The sequence below is a fragment of the Desulfocicer vacuolatum DSM 3385 genome, assembly GCF_900176365.1.
In the GTDB taxonomy this organism is placed as follows: domain Bacteria; phylum Desulfobacterota; class Desulfobacteria; order Desulfobacterales; family Desulfobacteraceae; genus Desulfocicer; species Desulfocicer vacuolatum.
Genome location: NZ_FWXY01000032.1, coordinates 21,230 through 40,291, shown reverse-complemented (window position 1 = coordinate 40,291; position 19,062 = coordinate 21,230). Strand labels below are relative to the sequence as shown.

Genomic DNA, 19,062 nt, shown 5'->3' with positions numbered 1-19,062 from the left:
CTTTTATTTCCACATCTCCGTTTTTATATTCACATACAACAAATAGGGTCACATAGTGTTTGTCTGATTCATGGAACAGGTCATTGGTCATTGTGACAAAGCGGGGATTTTTTACAGACAGGCCGGTTTCTTCAAAGATTTCCCTTGTGGCACACATTTCAACGGATTCATTGAACTCCAAGTGGCCACCGGGAAAGGCCCATGATCCAGCCCCATGGGCCCCCTTTCGTTTCCCTAACAATACCTTTCCATTTTTGATAACAATGGCTGCGACTCCCACTGCCGGTTTCTTTTTCATCTATTTCCCCTTTTTGTTTTCACATCTTTCAGTAAGTTTTTTCTCCTTTCTCTAATTACGCTTTTTTTACATCATATTCAAGTTTTTGAGGCTGCATGCTTTTATAACAGGCATGTTTTGACGGCCACAACGCATGTTGAAAATGGTAGCATGCCGCCCCCCCTCCCGAGGGGTAATGGTCCCGGCCCGGAACCGTAGACAACTTAATTGGCCGATTCCTATTGCCCCTCGGGGGGGCTCTGCTGGGGTAAACTTGAAGGCGGCCTTTTCATATAAAAACCCGCATGGCTGTAGCCTCCAGCCACAACGAACAATGAAAAAGTAATTGCTGTTAAGACCAGCACCCAATACCCAGCTCCTGCTAACTGCCACGGGCAGACCTTATTCTGATTTCGTTCTGCCCGCTAAGATTTCGTGGTTACTGCGCCACACAGCTTCTAACGGAGTTGTTGCTGCTTGTCTCAATGCTCTTTTCTTCATATCCTGCCGGGGGAGCAATGCGAATGGTGGCCACCTTGTTCTGGGTAAAAAAGTCAATACCGTCCTTGCCCTGGACTTTGTCTGTACCCAGGTGGGAATCTTTTATGCCGCCAAAGGGCAGATAGGGATGGGGAGCACACACCCCCACATTGACACCGATCATACCGGCATCTGCCTCCTGGATGAATTTTTCCGCATAAAATTGATTCTGGGTAAAAATACAGGCACCGTTACCGAACTCCTGCTCACGGATGATATTGAGCACATCGTCAAGGCCGCTGATTTTCATGACAGAGACCACAGGACCGAAAATTTCCTCTTTGGCAATGGTTCGGCAGGGGGTGACATCGGTAAAAACTGTGGGACCCACAAAGTATCCGTTTTTATTGGCTTCCGGCAATTGGGGGTTACGACCGTCCAGTACTAATGTGGAGCCCTGTTCAATTCCGATTTCAATGTATTTTTCAATGTTGGCCTTGGCCTTGGCTGAAATCACAGGCCCCATGTAAATATCAGGATCCATGGCATCGCCCATGGTGACGCCTTTGGAGGCTTCCACAATACGTTCAATGAGTTCGTCATACACCTTGGGTACGGCGGCAACAACAGATCCTGCCAGGCAGCGTTGGCCAGCAGATCCGTAACAGGAGTGGAGAAAATTGGGAATGAAGACGTCCCAATCCACATCTTCCATGGCCACCAGATAATTTTTAGCACCGCCCAGCAGCATGCTTCGTTTACCGCCCCGACCGCAGGCTTCTGCCATTTTTTTTGCAGTGGGGGTGGACCCCACAAGGCAAACCCCGGTCATTTTGGGATTTTGATACCAGGTGCCGGGGATGGAGCGATTGCCGTGGATAATATTGACAACGCCCTTGGGCAGCCCGATTTCATTGAAAATGTCGCCCATTTTCTGCATGAATAAAGGTGATTGGGTGGAGGGTTTGTAAATAAAGGTATTGCCCACCCCTATGGCATAGGGAATGAACCAGCCAAACACAAGGGCAGGAAAATTGAAGGGAGCCACACCCCCGAATACCCCAAGGGATTGCTTCACCACCCGGCCGTTGATATTGTTGGCAATGCCGTCCAGGTGTTCGCCCTGCATCAGGGTGGGGATGTTGCAGGCGGTTTCCAGAATCTGGATAACCCGTTCCACTTCCCCCCTGGCTTCACTGATGTGTTTTGCCTGGTCAACGGCAATGGAAACGGCCAGATCCTCTTTATGGTTGATCATGGCCTGTCGCATGTCAAAGAGGTAGGCCATGCGTTTATTCAAGGGAAGCCATTTCCATGAATCATAGGCTGCATGGGATGAATCCACTGCTGCAAGGGATGTTTTTTCCGAAGAAAGGGGCACTTCTCCGATCTGTTCACCGGTGGAGGGGTTAAAAAGGGGGACATATTTCACATCGGTTTCTTCCAGCCATTCACCATCAATAAAGTTTTTTATTCTTGTAAATTCCATGATTTAACTCCTTGATTATTATCACAGGGACCTTCCTTTTTATGCCCGACTGGATAATGTGTTTTGTGATATATTAGTTTTGTGTTTTTAATTTACGGCATGTATGGATACACTATAATTGCACAATAATCTCTGGGTATCATTAACCATAATGGGTTAAAAAAAACAATTGATATCTGATATATCAATTGTTTTGAATTCAGAGGTATATCAATGAAAAAAATATGTCAAGTTATTTTTAACACTTGTTTTCAAGAAGAATATAAATATAGTTTAGCGTTGTGTCCGGCTTTGGCTCTTGGTTGTCATGGGGTTATATTATTGTTTTTTTATAAACAGTTATGATGTGAATGTCTGGGTTTGGTATTCTCCTTAAAGGGGGCGTGTCTATGATGTTTTAAATACTCTCAGGCCGTGGAGGTGGGCCTTTCTGCCTTTGGGGGGGATTGAGAAAATATGGAATTGATATATGAGATAAGTGCCGGTTTTACCGCTCTTGTAATATAGATTTGGGATATTTCTTGTCCGAATATCGGCCAGCTTGAATATTGACAAAAGCAGAGGTGCTGATATAGTTGGTTATTTTAAGAAAAATAGCTTTGGGAAATGGGCATTAATGAGAGTACATTTATTTGGGGAAACATGGCAGATTTTTTATGGCATCAACTATGACGAATGGTAAATCCTTTATTAACAAATCCTTACGGGAACAGGTTTATACTTATTTTTGCGATTTAATGAAAAAGGGCGAATTGACTTCTGGCAGATACATCAACCAGGCGGAAATTTGCAATGAGCTGGATATAAGTAAAGCCCCACTCCGGGATGCATTGATTCAACTTGAAACAGAAGGATTTGTCTCCATACTGCCCCGGCGGGGGGTGATTATCAATTCACTGAGCCTGGAGGATGTGGTTAACGCCTACCAGATACTTGGCGGGCTGGAGTCTGTGGCCCTGGAGCAGGCATTTGACAGACTTGAGTCATCCCATCTCGAAGAGATGGAGCGCATCAATGCAGAATTGTTTCATCGTCTTCAAAAGGGCCTTTTTGATGAGTATTACGCCCTTAACAATGAGCTGCACAACATTTTCCTTGATCTGGCTGACAACGTTTTTTTAAAACGCATTGTTACGCCTTTAAAACAGCGACTTTATGATTTCCCATTGCGTCCCTATATTGTTGAATGGGAAGAGGAGAATCTCCGGGAACATGACCGTTTGATTGTCTCCATTAGAAAGAGAAATATCAGAGCAGCCATGGATATCCTAAGATATGAGCATTGGAATGCCCAACTACATAAAAAAGGCATCAAGGCTTTTTACAAGTTTTGATCTATCCGCCACGGGCGGACTCTATTCTGACCTTGGCTCTGCCCACAACAAATATTGAAAATGGTATGATGCTAACCCCCACGGCGGGGCTCAACACCAAACTTAAATTCAGGAGGACGTTGCTATGGACTACCAAGAAATTTTATTTTCCCAGGATGCCTCAGTGGGCTATCTCACCTTGAACAATCCTTCTAAAATCAATGCCCTGTCAAAACAGATGATCAAAGAAATTTCCCATTTGTTAAACCGGATTTCCACGGATGAATCCATCAAAGTTCTGGTGATCAAAGCCACGGGCAGCAATTTTTGTGCCGGTCACTACCTGGCAGAAATGGTGGATGCCGGGGTAAAAGAGTATCGGACAATTTTTGATCAATGTACCCGCATGATGATGATGCTCCATGAGTTACCCCAGCCGGTGATTGCCCAGGTCCGGGGCATTGCCACGGCAGCCGGGTGTCAGCTTGCCGCCTGGTGTGACCTGGTGGTGGCAGCGGAAGATGCCCGTTTTTCAACCCCCGGGGTTAAAATCGGACTTTTCTGCACCACCCCCATGGCAGCCATCACCCGTTCCATCGGCCGAAAAGCGGCCATGGAAATGTTGTTGACCGGCAGGGAATTCCCTGCTGCAGAGGCCAAGGAATTGGGGCTTGTTAACCGGGTGGTTCCCTTGGATTCACTTGATGCAGAAACCACGGAACTTGCCAATGACATTGCCAAAGCCAGTGGATTTGCTCTTTCTGTGGGCAAGCAGGGGTTTTACGCCCAGGCAGACATGACAGATGCCCAGGCTTTTCATTATGCCAAAAACACCATTGTCATGAATAATTGCTCAGAAGACGCCCAGGACGGCATCTCTGCATTTTTAAATAAATCCACAACAACTTGGAAAAACAGGTGAACTGTATTGGTCCGGGTAAATATTTGAATTGGTAATGTAAATGTTTGGCCGCTGCCTTTATTCTCTTGATCGGGACTGCGTGGCATACCATGTCAGGTAAGCAGGGAAAAATCAGTGTAAATGGCTTACCTGCCCAATATTTACCGACCCGGAATTGATTTTAAGGGGGAAGTGATGTTTGATAAAAATATTTATCAGGATCGGAGAAATATTCTGAAAAAGCGTGTGAAAAATGGCCTTGTGCTTTTTTTGGGGCATGGGGAAAGTCCTGTGAATTTTACAGACAATTGTTATCGATTTCGCCAGGACAGCACTTTTCTTTATTATGCAGGCATTTCCCACCCCGATCTTGCCCTGGTACTTGACTGTGACACCGGGCAGGAATACCTGTTTGGCCGTGATTACACCATGGATGAAATTGTGTGGATGGGAGCCCGGCCCTCCATTGCCCGACGGGGTGCCCAAAGCGGTATTACAAACACCCTGGACATGTCTCATCTTAAAAAGGTATTGAGCACAGCCGTAAAACAGGGACGTCCGGTTCATTTTCTACCCCCCTACCGGGATCACCATAAAATCTGTCTCATGGAGCTCATGGGAGCACCCTTATGTGCCATGGAAGGGATGGCTTCATTGGAATTAATCCAGGCGGTGGTGGCCCAGCGTCTTTATAAATCCAATGAAGAGGTGGCGGAGATTGAAAGTGCGGTAAACACCACCGTGGGCATGCATGCCACTGCCGTCACAACGGCCCTGCCGGGGATGACCGAGGCCCGGGTGGCAGCTGAAGTGGAGCGGGTGGCCAAAGCCTTTGATCATTGGCTTTCTTTTCCCATCATTGCCACTGTTAACGGCCAGACCCTTCACAACCACGATCAGAGTAACATGCTTAGGGAAGGACAGCTTTTTTTACTGGATGCCGGTGCTGAAACCGCCATGGGATATGCCGGAGATCTCACCACCACCTTTCCGGTGTCCCCTGCCTTTACAACCCAACAGCGTGATATTTACGAAATTGTGTTGGCGGCCCAGGACAAGGCCGTGTCTCTACTTGCCCCGGGAATTTCTTTTAAAGAGGTTCATTTTGCCGCGGCCCTTGAGATTGCCCGGGGCCTTAAAGATTTGGGATTGATGAAAGGGGATGTGGCCGGGGCCGTTGAAGCCGGGGCCCATGCCATGTTTTTCCCCACAGGGCTTGGCCATTTAATGGGGCTTGATGTCCATGACATGGAAAATTTAGGTGAGGTGTGGGTGGGATATGACGGCGCGCCCAAAAGTGAGCAGTTTGGGTTAAAATCCCTTCGTCTTGCAAGACCCCTGGAACCGGGATTTACATTAACTGTTGAACCGGGGATCTATTTTATTCCCCAGTTGATGGAAATGTGGCAAAAAGAAGGGCGCTTTTCCCAGTTTATCAATTACCATGCCCTGGAAGCGTACACAGGCTTTGGCGGTATCAGAAATGAGGAAAATTATCTGATCACGGACAAAGGCTCGCGTCGGTTGGGCAAAGCCAAGCCCCGCACCGTCCGTGAAATAGAATCCTTGCGTACAGTGGCTTTTGGGTAATTATAGTTAAACGTTTCACTGCAACCCATTAAAAACAAAAATTGGAAAGATATCCATGCTTGTCCAGTCACAATCCAGCCCCATGTCGGATAACAGAATACTTTTTTCTTTGCTGCTGCTGCAAGTCATCCCCTATGGGTTTGGATGCTCCACCTTTTTTATCCTTGCCCCGGAAATGAAAGAGACCTTTGGATGGAGTTATTCCCAGTTGGGGTACATCACGGCCATGAACAATATCTCTTTGCTTGTGATGTCCTATGCTGCCATATGGTCCACCCTTTTTCTGGGAGCCAGGCGTGCCATGACCCTGGCACTGCTTTTTTCCACCACTGTTTTTTTTCTCTTATATCTTAACCATTCCAGTGTGCTGGCCATTTGTCTGGTAATATCCCTCATGGCCGCCGGTGCCGTTGCCTGGATTCCCATTGTGCCTTTGATCTCCATGTCCATGGCTCCGGAAAAAAGAGGCCGGGCCCTGTCCGTTGTCTGTTCCGGTCCTCCCATTTCCATGATACTGGTCTCTTTTTTTGCACCCCATATCATTGCAAATTACGGATGGCATTATGTGTGGGGTATGGCGGGCATTCTTTCCGTGGCCATTGTGGCCATTGGCCTTCCTCTTTTATTCCAGATTCCCCTGACTGATCACGAAACCGCCAAAACCAACCAAAAAATTCCCCCGGGCCTTACAATGATGTGCTGTGCCATGACCTTTGCCAACGGCATGGGGGATATGCCGGCCCTGACTTTCATGGGGACCATCCTGAAAGACAGTGCCGGATTTACCGTGGCAGAGGCGGGACGGGGATGGTTTTTATGTGGCGTGGGCGGTGTGCTCAGCGGTCCTTTTCTGGGGCGTGTCATTGACGGGTTTGGCTCGGCCCGTAAAACCCTGCTTTATTTAATGCCCGCCCTGGGTGTTACCACTGCATTGTTTGTGCTGACAAAGAACGAGTATCTGCTTTATCTTGCCTGTTTTTCCATGGGGTTGCACCATATGGCTGTTTACGGCATCCACGGGGCTTATCTTTCCAGAACCATGGGTGTGACCCAAAGCACCAAAGCCTTTGGTCTTGTGAGTCTGTCCTATGGCCTGGGAACCGTTGGTGGTAACTATCTGGTGGGGGGGTGCCGGGATGTTGCCGGTGATTTTTTTATGATTTTCATGGGCCTTTGTTTCATGCTGGGCATTGCCACCCTGTTTTCATATCTGTTGCCTGAAGATGGCGCGGTGTAATACCATTTTCTCCCTTTATTGTGGGTAAAAATAGATTTTACCCTTGGTTTTATTGGCCTTGCCTTATGGTGACGGGATTGTTAAATATAATGATGATCATGGGTTGTGAACTGATTTAAATATTTGGCATGCACCCCATTTTTACTTGTTTTGCCTGATCTCCTCTAATATTAGTGTACTACCCAGTGCCAATTAGAGTGAATATGGAGCACAGGCCAAATATTTACATTATCAAACCGAAAATATACATTATTGGGAACCCATTCCCAATGATTCAAGAAGGATAACAGACATGGCAGCAATACAGACAGAATGGACAAAATCAAGCTGGAAAAATTATACAGCTCTTCAACAACCCAAGTGGCCGGATCAGCAAAAACTGGACAAAGTCCTTGCCGATCTTGCCGAGCTTCCGCCACTGGTGTTTGCCGGTGAAATACGGACCTTGAAGGAAGGGTTGGCCAAGGCAGTGACAGGGGATGCCTTTCTTCTCCAGGGGGGAGATTGTTCCGAAGATTTTTCAAAGGTCAATGCCACTAACATAAGAGAAACCTTAAAGGTGCTGCTACAGATGGCCGTGGTGCTCACCTATGCCGGTGAAAAGCCCGTTATCAAGGTGGGCCGCATTGCAGGGCAGTTTGCCAAACCCCGCTCATCAGATACTGAAAATGTGGATGGGGTTGAAATCGCCTCTTACCGGGGGGATATGGTCAACACCCTTGAACCCACCAAAGAGGGTCGGAAACCCAACCCCAAGTTAATGCTAAAGGGTTATTATCTTGCCGCATCCACTTTGAATCTGCTGCGGGCATTTACCCGGGGCGGTTATGCGGCCCTGACCCGGGTCCAGGCCTGGAACCATGAGTTTGTGGCCCAGTCCCCCATGGGCCGTTCCTATGATCGTCTGGCCAGGCAGATTGATCAGGCCATTAATTTCATGAACACCATTGGGGTACCCACAGATACGCCCCAGCTCAACCAGACCCAGTTCTTCACCTCCCATGAGGCCCTGCTGCTGGGATATGAAGAGGCCATGACCCGTGTGGATTCCACTTCGGGGGGGTGTTATGACTGCTCGGCCCACATGCTCTGGATAGGGGAACGCACCCGCCAGGTGGACGGTGCCCATGTGGAATTTTTAAGGGGGGTGCTCAACCCCATTGGGATTAAAATCGGCCCCACCAGTAAACTTGATGATGTTAAACGGCTCATTGAGATACTCAATCCTGACAATGAAGCCGGTCGCTTGACCCTGATCACCCGTTTTGGAAAGAATAATATCGAGACGGTACTGCCCGCTTTGTTGCGGGAAAGTAAAAAAGAAGGATTTAACATTGTCTGGAGCTGTGACCCCATGCACGCCAATACATATACTGCGGAATCGGGTCATAAAACCCGGAATTACAATGATATCCTTTCTGAGATTTCCAGGTTTTTTGAAATTCACTGGGCCGAGGGAACCATCCCCGGGGGGATTCATCTGGAGATGACCGGTGACAATGTAACCGAATGCATCGGGGGGGCCAGGAATATAGCCGATGCTGAACTTCATCGCAGGTATAATACATCGTGTGATCCGCGTTTGAATGCAGAACAGAGCCTGGAGGTTGCTTTCCAGATTGCGGACATGATCAAGAGATGACCCCTGAGAAAGTATTGTTATGCCCGTGGCTGTTCTCAAAAAAATGCCCCGGGCGCACCGTATTCTGATCCGGCTCTGTCCACAACAAAGCTTGAAATAGGCTCCTGATTTGCAAAGTATTTCATATAAAAAACATACATGGCTGTAGCCACCAGCCGCAACGAACAATGAAAAAGTAGTTGCTGTGAGCACCCAGTACCCAGCACCTGTTTTTCATATAAAAAAACAATCCAGAGGAGTTGTCATGGCCGGTATAAGTGATGAGATGAAACAGGCATTTGTGGATGAGTCCCTGGAGCATCTGTCCAGCATAGAACAAGATCTGCTGCTCATTGAAGAAGGGGGGGCAGACATTGATGAGGCCGTGGTGAATAAAGTGTTTCGCACGGTGCACTCCATCAAGGGGGGGGCAGGCTTTCTGGGATTGACATCCCTTAAGAAACTTTCCCATGAAATGGAGACTGTGTTGGGACATGTGCGCAGCGGTACCCTGGTACCCAATGCGGAGAGTATTCATTTTCTTCTTTTGGCCTCAGATACCCTGGAAGAGTTAATCCATTATATGGATGACAGCGATCACATAGATATCTCCCATCACATTGAAGCGTTGCAGTTGCTGAGCCAGGGGGTAGAGCAGAAAGAAACGCCTTTATCCCAGGTGCAAAATAAAAACAATGCGGAAACATTGGCAAATGATGACATGCCCAAATGGGATGGAGAGGAACCCCTCCTGAAGGAACGTCTCCCCCTCCAAAGCGAAGAGCTGCCCGGAGAAAAAGAGTTACCTGGAAAAAAAGAACTGCCTGGAAAAAAAGAGCTGCCCAGGGAAAAAACGGTGTCTGCCGTGGAAGATGTCCACCAGAATGAATCCGCACAGGAAATCAAAGTGTTAAGCGGTGACTCCCATGTGGTTTTCCGGCTCTCATTACAGGATTTGCGCCGTTTTCGTGATGATGAGTATAAGGGTATCTTTTTCATCGAAATACCTTTGAAAGGTCATGACGACACTGACCACAAAATTACAACAGGCATAATTCAAGAAGAGATCAAAAACTATGGAACTATTTTGAATACTTGTCTTGATCTTGATTATCTTCCCAGGATCGGGGAGAAAAAAGGACCTTTTTTTCTTGTTCTTTTTGCATCCATCCTGGCTGCCGAGGAGCTTGGGGTCCTGTTTGAGGTGGACGGAAATTCCATTCTGCAGCTGGAAACGGATATCTCCGATAACCCAGGGGAAGACTCCCCTGGAAATGAACGCCACGTAAAAGAGCTTCCCCGGGAACATGATCCTCTTGTGAATGGGATTATCCAGGAGCCCATACCCACTTTGGAAAGCCTTTCCACAGATACTGAAACAGTCAATGTCTATCCCAACTGTGAAGTCCCCCGGGATATTGAGGCGCCGAACCAAAAAATTTTAAAGGGAAAAGAACCGTTTACTGACGCTTTTGATGGAGGCGATATTCGCCCCACGCCATCCCATGAGACGGCGGATGCCACTGAATCGGCATTTCTGGAAAAAAAATCTCTGGTATCTGAAACCTCCATTCGTGTGGATTTAACCCTTTTGGATACGTTGATGACCCTGGCCGGAGAGTTGGTATTAAGCCGTAATCAGCTGCTCCAGGCCATTGGTGATCAGGATGACCGTGCCACGGAGATTGTGGGGCAGCGCATTAATCTGATCACCTCGGAACTCCAGGAAACTGTGATGCTCACCCGGATGCAGCCCATGGGAAAAGTTTTTGACAGGTTTCCCCGGCTGGTGAGGGATCTTGCTGCCACACTTGGTAAAAAAGTAAAGCTGACCATGAAAGGCAGGGATGTGGAGCTGGATAAAACCCTTTTAGAAGCCATTGCCGATCCCTTGACCCATCTTATCCGCAATGGCATTGATCACGGCATTGAATCCCCCAATGTCCGTAAGGCCGGGGGCAAGGATGCAGTGGGACAGATTTTTCTCAAGGCCTTTCATGAAGCGGGCAAGGTGAACATTGAGATTGCCGATGACGGTGGGGGGCTGGATGGCGACTTTTTGGTGGATCGGGCAATGTCTCAGGGACTTTTAACAAAGGAACAGGCACAAAATCTTTCTGATAAGGAAAAATTTAATCTTATTTTTATGCCCGGGTTTTCCACCGCCGGAGAAGTGACAGACCTTTCCGGACGCGGTGTGGGCATGGATGTGGTGAAAAGTAATGTGGACAGTGTGGGTGGTCAGGTGGACATTGATTCCCAGCCGGGTATCGGTACAAGGTTTCTCATTAAAGTGCCTCTGACCTTGGCCATAATTCCCAGCCAGATTGTGCTGACAGAAGGGGAACGGTTTGCCATCCCCCAGCTTAATCTTGAGGAACTGGTGCGTGTGCCTGCGGATCAGGTGTGTGAAAAAATAGAGTATGTGGGCCATGCCCAGGTGATCAGGTTGCGGGATGAGCTGCTTCCCCTGGTGCGGCTGGCAGATGTCATCGGGGTTGAGCGCACCTATTATTGTAATAAAACCGGTGAGCGTAAAAAAGACCATCGGGTGAAAATTGCCGACAGGAGATCGTTTCGCAATGATTTTGTCTGTTTGATGGAGGAGGGAGATATCCGCCCATTACCTGATAACGGCCCCGGTACGGAATCTGAAAAAGAGAGACGTCAAGCCTGCTGGACAGACCGGCGCTACCATGCATCCAGTGCTCTGAACATCACCGTGGTTTCCACCGGTACCATGAAATATGGACTGATTGTGGATGCACTCCATGATTCCGAAGAAATTGTGGTAAAACCCCTGGGCCGTCATCTTCAAACATGCCGGATTTATGCCGGGGCCACCATCATGGGGGATGGCCGGGTTGCATTGATTCTGGATGTGGCAAATATTGCTGACATGGCCGGTATTCTTCCGGTGGAGGTGCCGGGACAACGTTCCATGGAAGCTGAGGAATCCGCTGTCCGGGAGGGTAGCCATAACATGGTGCAATCCCTTCTTACCTTCAGGGGTGCTCCCCATGAACAATTTGCCGTTCCTTTGAATCAAGTGAAGAGAATTGAAAAAATTGCATCTTCACACATGGAAACACTGGGGCGCATGCGGGTGGTTCAGAATCGGGGTATGACCCTGCCGTTGTTTTCCGTGGATGAGGTGGCAGATGTCAGTGCCATTGAATTTGGCGATACCTTTCTGGTGATTGTGTTTGAAGTGGGAGACAGGGAGGTGGGGCTGCTTGCCACAGGTCCTGTGGATGCTGTGGAGACCCGTGAGATAACAGATGAGATCACATTGAGACAACCCGGCATTCTGGGTTCTGTGCCCGTCCATGGACACACCACCATGGTGGTGGATATCAATGAAGTTGTAAATCACACCCATTCCCCACAGGCAGAGACTGTGGACCCGGTGGCTGATCTGCCCGGAGCTTTGGAAAAACATGGGGGCATGATTCTCATTGCCGAGGATTCGGGTTTTTTTAGAAATCAGATTAAAGCATACATAGAAGAGGTGGGTTATCGGGTGATCACCGCAGAGGATGGCCGGGTGGCCCTGGATCTCATTGCCTCCCATGCCCAGGACCTTGCATTGGTGGTGACAGATCTGGAAATGCCCCATGTGGACGGTTTTACTTTGACCAGAACCATCAAAGAAACCCCCCAATACGCCCATTTGCCGGTGATTGCGCTTTCCACATTGGCCGACGACAGTGATCTGGCAAAGGGCCGTGTGTCAGGGGTGGATGATTATCAGATAAAGCTGGACCGGGATGCATTGTTAAAAAGCATTGAAACGTATATCTTGAGAAATTGATGCCTCCGGGATAAAAATTTAGAAAAAAGGAGCTAAGGATAGATGAAATCTGGAAACTGGGGACTGAAGGTGAAATTTATTGTTGCATTGCTTGCCGTGGGGGTGATTCCTTTTCTGATTCTGGGCATTGTCTCCCATGGAACAGCGGTGGATGCCCTGTCAGAACAGGCGTTTAAACAATATAAGAGTATCCGGGATTTAAAAAAGAGTCAGATTGAGTTTTTCTTTTCCGATCGCATGGGGGATGTTGATATGCTGGCCCGGACCCCCTATGTGATTGAGGCCTTAAAGGCCATGAAACTCTCCTATAACCTGGAAGGCGGTCGTTCTGGAGGTGGGTTCAAAGGGCTGGGTAACGGTCGGTTTGATGCCCCCGGTACCTATCGGGCTGTCCATGACCGATATTATGATCTTTTAGATTATCACATGAAGCACCATGGATATTACGATATTTTTTTCATGGATGCAGATCAGGGTGATATTCTTTTCACCGTTATAAAGAATGCAGATTTTGGTCAGCAGGTAACTGCTTCTTTAAGGGATGCCTGGCAGGCAGCAGTTAAAGGAGATGTTACTGTTTCTGATACCAGGCTTTATGCGCCTTCTGGCAATATCCCGGCCCAGTTTGTGGCGGCCCCTGTTAAGGAAAATGGACAAACCGTGGGGGTGTTGGCCATACAGATTTCCATTGAAAGTATTACCGATATCATGTCAGAAAGGACCGGTATGGGGACATATGGTGAGGTGTTCCTGGTGGGGCCGGATAAATTGATGCGTTCAAACTCCTTTCTGGACCCTGAAAATCGTTCGGTGATGGCTTCCTTTACCCATCCCCAGCAGGGAAAGGTGGATACCCATATTGTTCAGGAGGCCCTGGCCGGTAAAACCGGAGAGATGATGACGGTGGATTATAATGGTGATGATGTGTTGTCCGCCTACACCCATTTTGAAGTGGGAGGCACCACCTGGGCAGTCATTGCTGAAATCCATAAGGAAGAGGCATTGGCAGCGGTATCTTCATTGCGAAAGATCATGGTGATCATTGCTGTTGTGGGTATGGTGTTCATTGTGATTTTTGCCTTTTATTTTGCAGGTACCATCACCCGTCCCATCCAGATGGGCACTGCCTTTGCCCAGGAGATGGCCAAGGGTGATTTTACCCAGACATTGGATATTCATAGAAAGGATGAAATCGGTGTGCTGGCAGGAGCCTTAAATGAAATGGTAACAACCCTTCGCACTCTTTTTAAGGAATTGGCCCAGGGAGCCGTGACATTGTCCAGCTCTTCCACTGAATTATCTGCCATTTCAACCCAGATGACCTCGGGATCTGAGCAAACCTCCATAAGATCTTCCGGGGTGGCGTCTGCGGCCGAAGAGATGAGCGCCAATATGACATCTGTGGCCGCTGCCACGGAACAGGCCTCCACCAACATGAATATGGTGGCGGCGGCATCGGAACAGATGACCGCCACCATCAGTGAAATTGCAGAAAGTGCTGAAAAGGCAAGGGGAATTACCCATACTGCGGTGAATGAAGCCAAGGAAGCCTCGGACACTGTGGATCGTCTGGGACACGCTGCCAAGGAAATTGGCAAAGTCACCGAGTCCATCACGGAAATTTCCGAGCAGACCAATCTTCTGGCCCTGAATGCCACCATTGAGGCAGCCCGGGCCGGGGATGCGGGAAAGGGTTTTGCCGTTGTGGCCAACGAAATTAAAGAATTGGCCAAACAGGCAGCCCAGGCCAGTGATGAGATCAAGAAAAGAATTAACGGCATACAGGATTCCACCCAGGGAACCGTGGCCCAGATCGGCCAGATCAGCGGGGTGATCAATGAGGTCAATGAGATTGTCTCCACCATTGCAGCGGCGGTGGAAGAACAGTCTGTGACCACCCGTGAAATTGCAGGTAATGTCACCCATGCGGCCCAGGGCATGGCAGAGGTGACGGAAAATGTGGCCCAGAGTTCCACTGTGGCCGCTGAGATTGCAAAAGATATTGCCGAGGTAAACCAGGCAGCTGTGGAAATTTCCACCAGCAGTGCCCAGGTCAGTGACAGTGCAGAATCTTTGAGCCGACTGGCAGAAACCCTTAAGGTCAGTGCGGACAGGTGCAAGGTGTAATCCGATTTTTGCTCCTCGCATTTCATGGTGGTGGGGATAGGTCCCCTAAGTATGATTTGCCCGTGGCAGTTTTATGAAATACTCCGTAGAACCGGGGAGTATTTTTAACTTTGTTGTGGGTGGAACCAAATCAGAATACGGTCCGCCCGTGGCGGTTATATGAATTTACACCCTGTAAAAAGAGGTGAGATGCAAAAAAAATCAAAAGTCAGTGAAATGGGAAAGGTGACCACTTTCTATGTGAATGGTACCCTTTGCGGTATTGAGATCCTCACCATCCAGGAAGTCAATAAAGTGACGGACATCACACCGGTTCCCCTGGCTCCAGACCATATCAAAGGCATTATTAATTTAAGGGGTAAAATTGTCACCCTTATTGATCTTGGCAGCCGCCTGGGGCTTTCGTCAGATGATGAAGAAGGCCTTGGGGGTAGACGCAATATCATTGTTCATTCCCAGGGGGAGCTCATCGGACTGCTGGTGGATCGGGTGGGGGAGGCCCTGGAGGTGGACTGGGCAGAAATGGCACCCCCCCCGGGTAATATCCAGGGGGTCCAGGGCCGTTATTTCAAAGGTGTCATTAAAAGGGATGAGGGCCTCATCGGTGTGCTGGATGTGGAAGAGGTGCTTAAATGAATGCTTCCGGTGAACTGCGCGTGCTGGTAGTGGATGATTCTGTTGTCTATCGAATGATGGTCTCTGATGTACTCTCGGGGTTCTCCAATATTCAGGTGGTGGGGACGGCCCACAATGGGGCGGCTGCATTGGCAAAGGTCGCTTCTTTGAAGCCTGACCTGGTGACCCTGGATATTGAGATGCCTGATATGGACGGTTTTGAAGTGCTCTCCGTCCTGGCAAAACAGTTTCCCCGGGTGGGAGTCATTATGATCAGCGGCAGTGCCGGAAAGGGAGGCAGTCGTACCATTAAAGCCCTGGAACAGGGGGCCTTTGATTTTGTTGTAAAGCCTGAAAAGGGTGATCTGGATGGAAATCGGGTGCAGCTGGAGCAACATCTTATCCCCATATTGAGATCCTTTTCACGGATGAGGGATATTCAATCCATTTTAAAGGGAAAAAAGCCCCTGCAGTCACAGGGCCGGGAAAAACAGAGCACCGGAGACAATTTTTTGACACAAAAGAGCGCTTCTTTGGAAAACAGCACGTCATTTGAAAATAGTGTCAAATCCCGGGTGGTGGCCTTGGGGGTTTCCACCGGAGGACCTGTGGCCCTGGGAAAGATATTGCCTTTGTTTCCCGGGGATATCGGTGTGCCCATTGTGGTGGTTCAACACATGCCCCCGGTATTTACCCGGGCCCTGGCCGAAAGTCTGGATAAAAAATGTGAGATCCTTGTCAGGGAGGCCCGGGATGGAGATCCCCTGGTGCCGGGTACGGCATACATTGCACCGGGAGGCTTTCACATGAAGGTGGTGACACAAAATCAGGGGGAAAAAAAGTTTCTTCAGATCACCGATGATCCCCCGGAAAACGGGTGCAGACCCTCTGTGGACTATCTTTTTCGATCCGTGGCAGCCCATTTTGGCGCCTGTGCCACCGGCGTGATCATGACCGGTATGGGGTATGACGGCGCCCAGGGGGTGAAACAGATGAGTGAGCAGGGTGCCAGAATCATTGCCCAGGATGAAAAAACCAGTGCGGTGTTCGGCATGGCAAAACGTCCCATAGAATGGGGCATTGTGGATGCTGTGGTTCCCCTGGAAAAGCTGGCCGTTGAAATTTTAAAGACTGTGGGCATGGGCAAAAAACGGGCAGCATCCTCCAACGCTGCCGGTGGGGATGAGACTTCTCCCCGGAAGCTGTAATGCATGGATAAAATTACACCGGCAGAATGTGCCCTTTTTTCCAAATATATTTGTGAGGTGTCCGGCATCAGTGTTGATCCGGCCAAGGCCTATCTTTTTGAGACCCGGCTTGGCGGGTTGCTAAAAGAGCTGCGAATCTCGTCCTATGAGGCTTTACACGGCAGGGCCAGGGCCGACGCCACCAGAAAACTTGAACAGCAGATTATAGATCGCATTGCCACCAATGAAACCTTGTTTTTCCGGGATGAAAAACCCTTTGAACTATTGCGGCATAAGATTTTACCTGATCTCATTGATAAAAGAGCACCCCGGTGCCGGGGCGGACTGCCCATTCCCATCCGGATCTGGAGTGCGGCCTGCGCCACAGGTCAGGAAATTTACAGCATTGCCATTGTCTTAAAAGAGCTGTTACCGGATTTAAAACAGTATAACATCCGGCTGCTGGCCACGGATATTTCAGGAAAAGCCATTGCCAGGGCCAGTTCCGGCCGTTTTAATCAATTTGAAATGGGGCGGGGGCTGCCCAAAGACATGCAGCAAAAATATTTTACCTTACAGGGAGGGGATTGGCAGATTAATGATGAGATCCGTGCCATGGTTGCCTTTCGAAAGCTCAATCTGCTGCATCCCTTTGCGGGACTGGGAAAATTTGATATTATTTTGCTTCGTAATGTGGCCATTTATTTTAATATTGAAACCCGTAAAAAGGTGTTCCAAAAGATTTGCGGAGTTCTGGAAAATGACGGGTATCTGATCATCGGGTCCACGGAGTCCCTCACCAGCATCTGTCCTGATATGGTGCCCAGACGGTACTTAAAATCAATTTTTTATCAACCTCAAAATGGGAGTGGGGTCTAAAATAAAATGGAAAATCCAAAGCGTATACTGGTGGTGGATGACAGTGCCATGATGAGAATGACCATCAGGGAAGAGCTGGAACAAGGGGGGTATGAGGTACAGGAAGCCTGCAACGGTCTGGAGGCCCTGGTCCGTATCTCCGGTGATACGCCTCCGGATCTGGTGACGCTGGATGTGGAAATGCCAAGGCTCAATGGCTGGGATACCTGTCGAAGACTGCGCAGTGAGCATTATTCCCGTATCATTGAAAAAATGGGAAAGGGGGGATTGCCCATTATTTTTATCACAAGCCAGGACACCATGGCCCACCGCAGAAAAGGCTTTGAAGTGGGAGGGGGCGATTTTCTTTCCAAGCCCTTTGTCAAAGGAGAACTGCTGGAAGCGGTGGACCGTATTTTAAAGCCTGTGGCATTGTCAGAGGGAATGACGGCCCTTGTGGTGGAAGATAATGTGGTGGCAAGGAAAATTGTGGCAGGGATATTGATACAGGAGGGACTCCGGGTCCTTGAAGCTGAAAACGGCCTGGAAGGGTATGAAATTTTTAAAAACAATGGGGACGATATTGATGTGGTGATCACAGATCTGTTCATGCCCCACATGAACGGGGATGTCTTTTCCCGTAGAATACGTCAGGAATTTGATCGGTGGGATCTTCCCATTATCTGTTTGACAGCCATGCCGGATCAGTCAGAACTGCTAAAGGTTTTTAAGGCCGGGGTGTCGGACTATCTGGTGAAACCCTTTGCCAAGGAGGAGTTACTGGCCCGCATCACCGTTCATCTGGAACGGTATCGTCTCAGTCGCCAACTCAAGGAGAAAATAGAGGCCCTGAAAAAATCCAATGAAAAGATCAGAAAACTTTCCATCACCGATCCCCTTACCGGCTGCTACAATCGAAATTATCTCACGGCCCACCTTGAAAAAGAGTTGAAGCGAACCCGGCGGTATGGCAGCCCCATCTCCCTGGTACTTGCAGATATTGATTTTTTTAAAAAAGTGAATGACACCTGGGGACACAGTGCCGGAGATCAGGTGTTGATTGCCTTTGTCAGGATCATTAAGGAGACCATCCGAAAGGAGGTGGACTGGGTGGCCCGCTATGGCGGAGAAGAGTTTCTCATTGTGTTGCCTGAAACGGATTTTAAAGATGCCCTTGCCTGCACAGAGCGCCTTAGAAAGGCTGTGGCCGGACAGGTGATCCACTATGGGGAAGAACCCATTGCTGTTACTGCAAGTTTCGGGTTGACCTGCCTTGATCCCGGGGATTTAAAAGAGACCTTTCCCACAGACCGCCTCATTGATGCTGCGGATAAATATCTCTATCTGGCCAAGGAGAGCGGCCGGAACCGGGTGGAGGGTGCACCTTTTGCGTTATAATTGTCATTGCATCTTTTTTAAAATCTGGATTTCGCACAATAGATAATAAAATAATCAATTTCACCCTGCTCATCGCCTGCTTGTCATAGGGCAAGGCTATGGCGATGGCGGCCAACATAAAACCCAATGGGTTAAAAAATGAAAATTCGTCACCA

General features: G+C 48.7%; 13 protein-coding genes. 11 read left to right on the top strand and 2 right to left on the bottom strand.

Annotation, left to right across the window (positions count from 1 at the left end; all coding sequences use genetic code 11):
• On the bottom strand, window positions 1-298 hold a 298-nt coding region (locus B9A32_RS19175; RefSeq protein WP_084071577.1), incomplete at its 3' end, for a nucleotide triphosphate diphosphatase NUDT15.
• 418 nt (window positions 299-716) lie between these two features.
• Window positions 717-2,246 carry an aldehyde dehydrogenase family protein gene (locus B9A32_RS19165; RefSeq protein WP_084071575.1) on the bottom strand — a complete coding sequence of 510 codons (1,530 nt, stop codon included), beginning with the start codon at window positions 2,244-2,246 and terminating at the stop codon, window positions 717-719.
• A gap of 668 nt (window positions 2,247-2,914) precedes the next feature.
• Here B9A32_RS19165 and B9A32_RS19160 point away from each other — a divergent pair.
• From B9A32_RS19160 to B9A32_RS19110, 11 genes are all read left to right on the top strand, one after another.
• Window positions 2,915-3,580, top strand: a complete 666-nt coding sequence (locus tag B9A32_RS19160; RefSeq protein ID WP_212638025.1) for a GntR family transcriptional regulator — start codon at window positions 2,915-2,917, stop codon at window positions 3,578-3,580.
• A gap of 124 nt (window positions 3,581-3,704) precedes the next feature.
• A complete protein-coding gene (locus B9A32_RS19155) occupies window positions 3,705-4,481 on the top strand; it encodes an enoyl-CoA hydratase (RefSeq protein ID WP_084071573.1) in 777 nt (258 codons plus the stop codon).
• A 174-nt stretch (window positions 4,482-4,655) separates the two neighbouring features.
• Complete coding sequence (locus tag B9A32_RS19150; protein ID WP_084071581.1) at window positions 4,656-6,050, top strand: aminopeptidase P family protein; 1,395 nt, start codon at window positions 4,656-4,658, stop codon at window positions 6,048-6,050.
• A 55-nt stretch (window positions 6,051-6,105) separates the two neighbouring features.
• The gene (locus B9A32_RS19145; RefSeq protein WP_084071572.1) at window positions 6,106-7,287 is read left to right on the top strand and encodes an MFS transporter; all 1,182 of its coding nucleotides are present in this window, start codon (window positions 6,106-6,108) and stop codon (window positions 7,285-7,287) included.
• A gap of 292 nt (window positions 7,288-7,579) precedes the next feature.
• On the top strand, window positions 7,580-8,929 hold the full coding sequence (locus B9A32_RS19140; RefSeq protein ID WP_084071571.1) for a class II 3-deoxy-7-phosphoheptulonate synthase: 1,350 nt from the start codon (window positions 7,580-7,582) through the stop codon (window positions 8,927-8,929).
• 244 nt (window positions 8,930-9,173) lie between these two features.
• Window positions 9,174-12,722 (top strand): chemotaxis protein CheW, encoded by a 3,549-nt coding sequence (locus B9A32_RS19135; RefSeq protein WP_084071570.1) that lies wholly within the window; start codon window positions 9,174-9,176, stop codon window positions 12,720-12,722.
• Window positions 12,723-12,764: 42 nt separating this feature from the next.
• Complete coding sequence (locus B9A32_RS19130; RefSeq protein ID WP_084071569.1) at window positions 12,765-14,849, top strand: methyl-accepting chemotaxis protein; 2,085 nt, start codon at window positions 12,765-12,767, stop codon at window positions 14,847-14,849.
• Between the two features lie 189 nt (window positions 14,850-15,038).
• Window positions 15,039-15,485: a chemotaxis protein CheW gene (locus tag B9A32_RS19125; RefSeq protein WP_084071568.1), complete on the top strand. Its 447-nt coding sequence runs from the start codon at window positions 15,039-15,041 to the stop codon at window positions 15,483-15,485.
• On the top strand, window positions 15,482-16,672 hold the full coding sequence (locus B9A32_RS19120) for a protein-glutamate methylesterase/protein-glutamine glutaminase (protein WP_084071567.1): 1,191 nt from the start codon (window positions 15,482-15,484) through the stop codon (window positions 16,670-16,672). Before B9A32_RS19125 ends, B9A32_RS19120 begins: the two co-directional genes overlap by 4 nt.
• A 3-nt stretch (window positions 16,673-16,675) precedes the next feature.
• On the top strand, window positions 16,676-17,530 hold the full coding sequence (locus B9A32_RS19115; RefSeq protein ID WP_084071566.1) for a CheR family methyltransferase: 855 nt from the start codon (window positions 16,676-16,678) through the stop codon (window positions 17,528-17,530).
• A gap of 6 nt (window positions 17,531-17,536) precedes the next feature.
• Window positions 17,537-18,907 carry a response regulator gene (locus tag B9A32_RS19110; RefSeq protein ID WP_084071565.1) on the top strand — a complete coding sequence of 457 codons (1,371 nt, stop codon included), beginning with the start codon at window positions 17,537-17,539 and terminating at the stop codon, window positions 18,905-18,907.
• Window positions 18,908-19,062 lie beyond the last annotated feature (155 nt).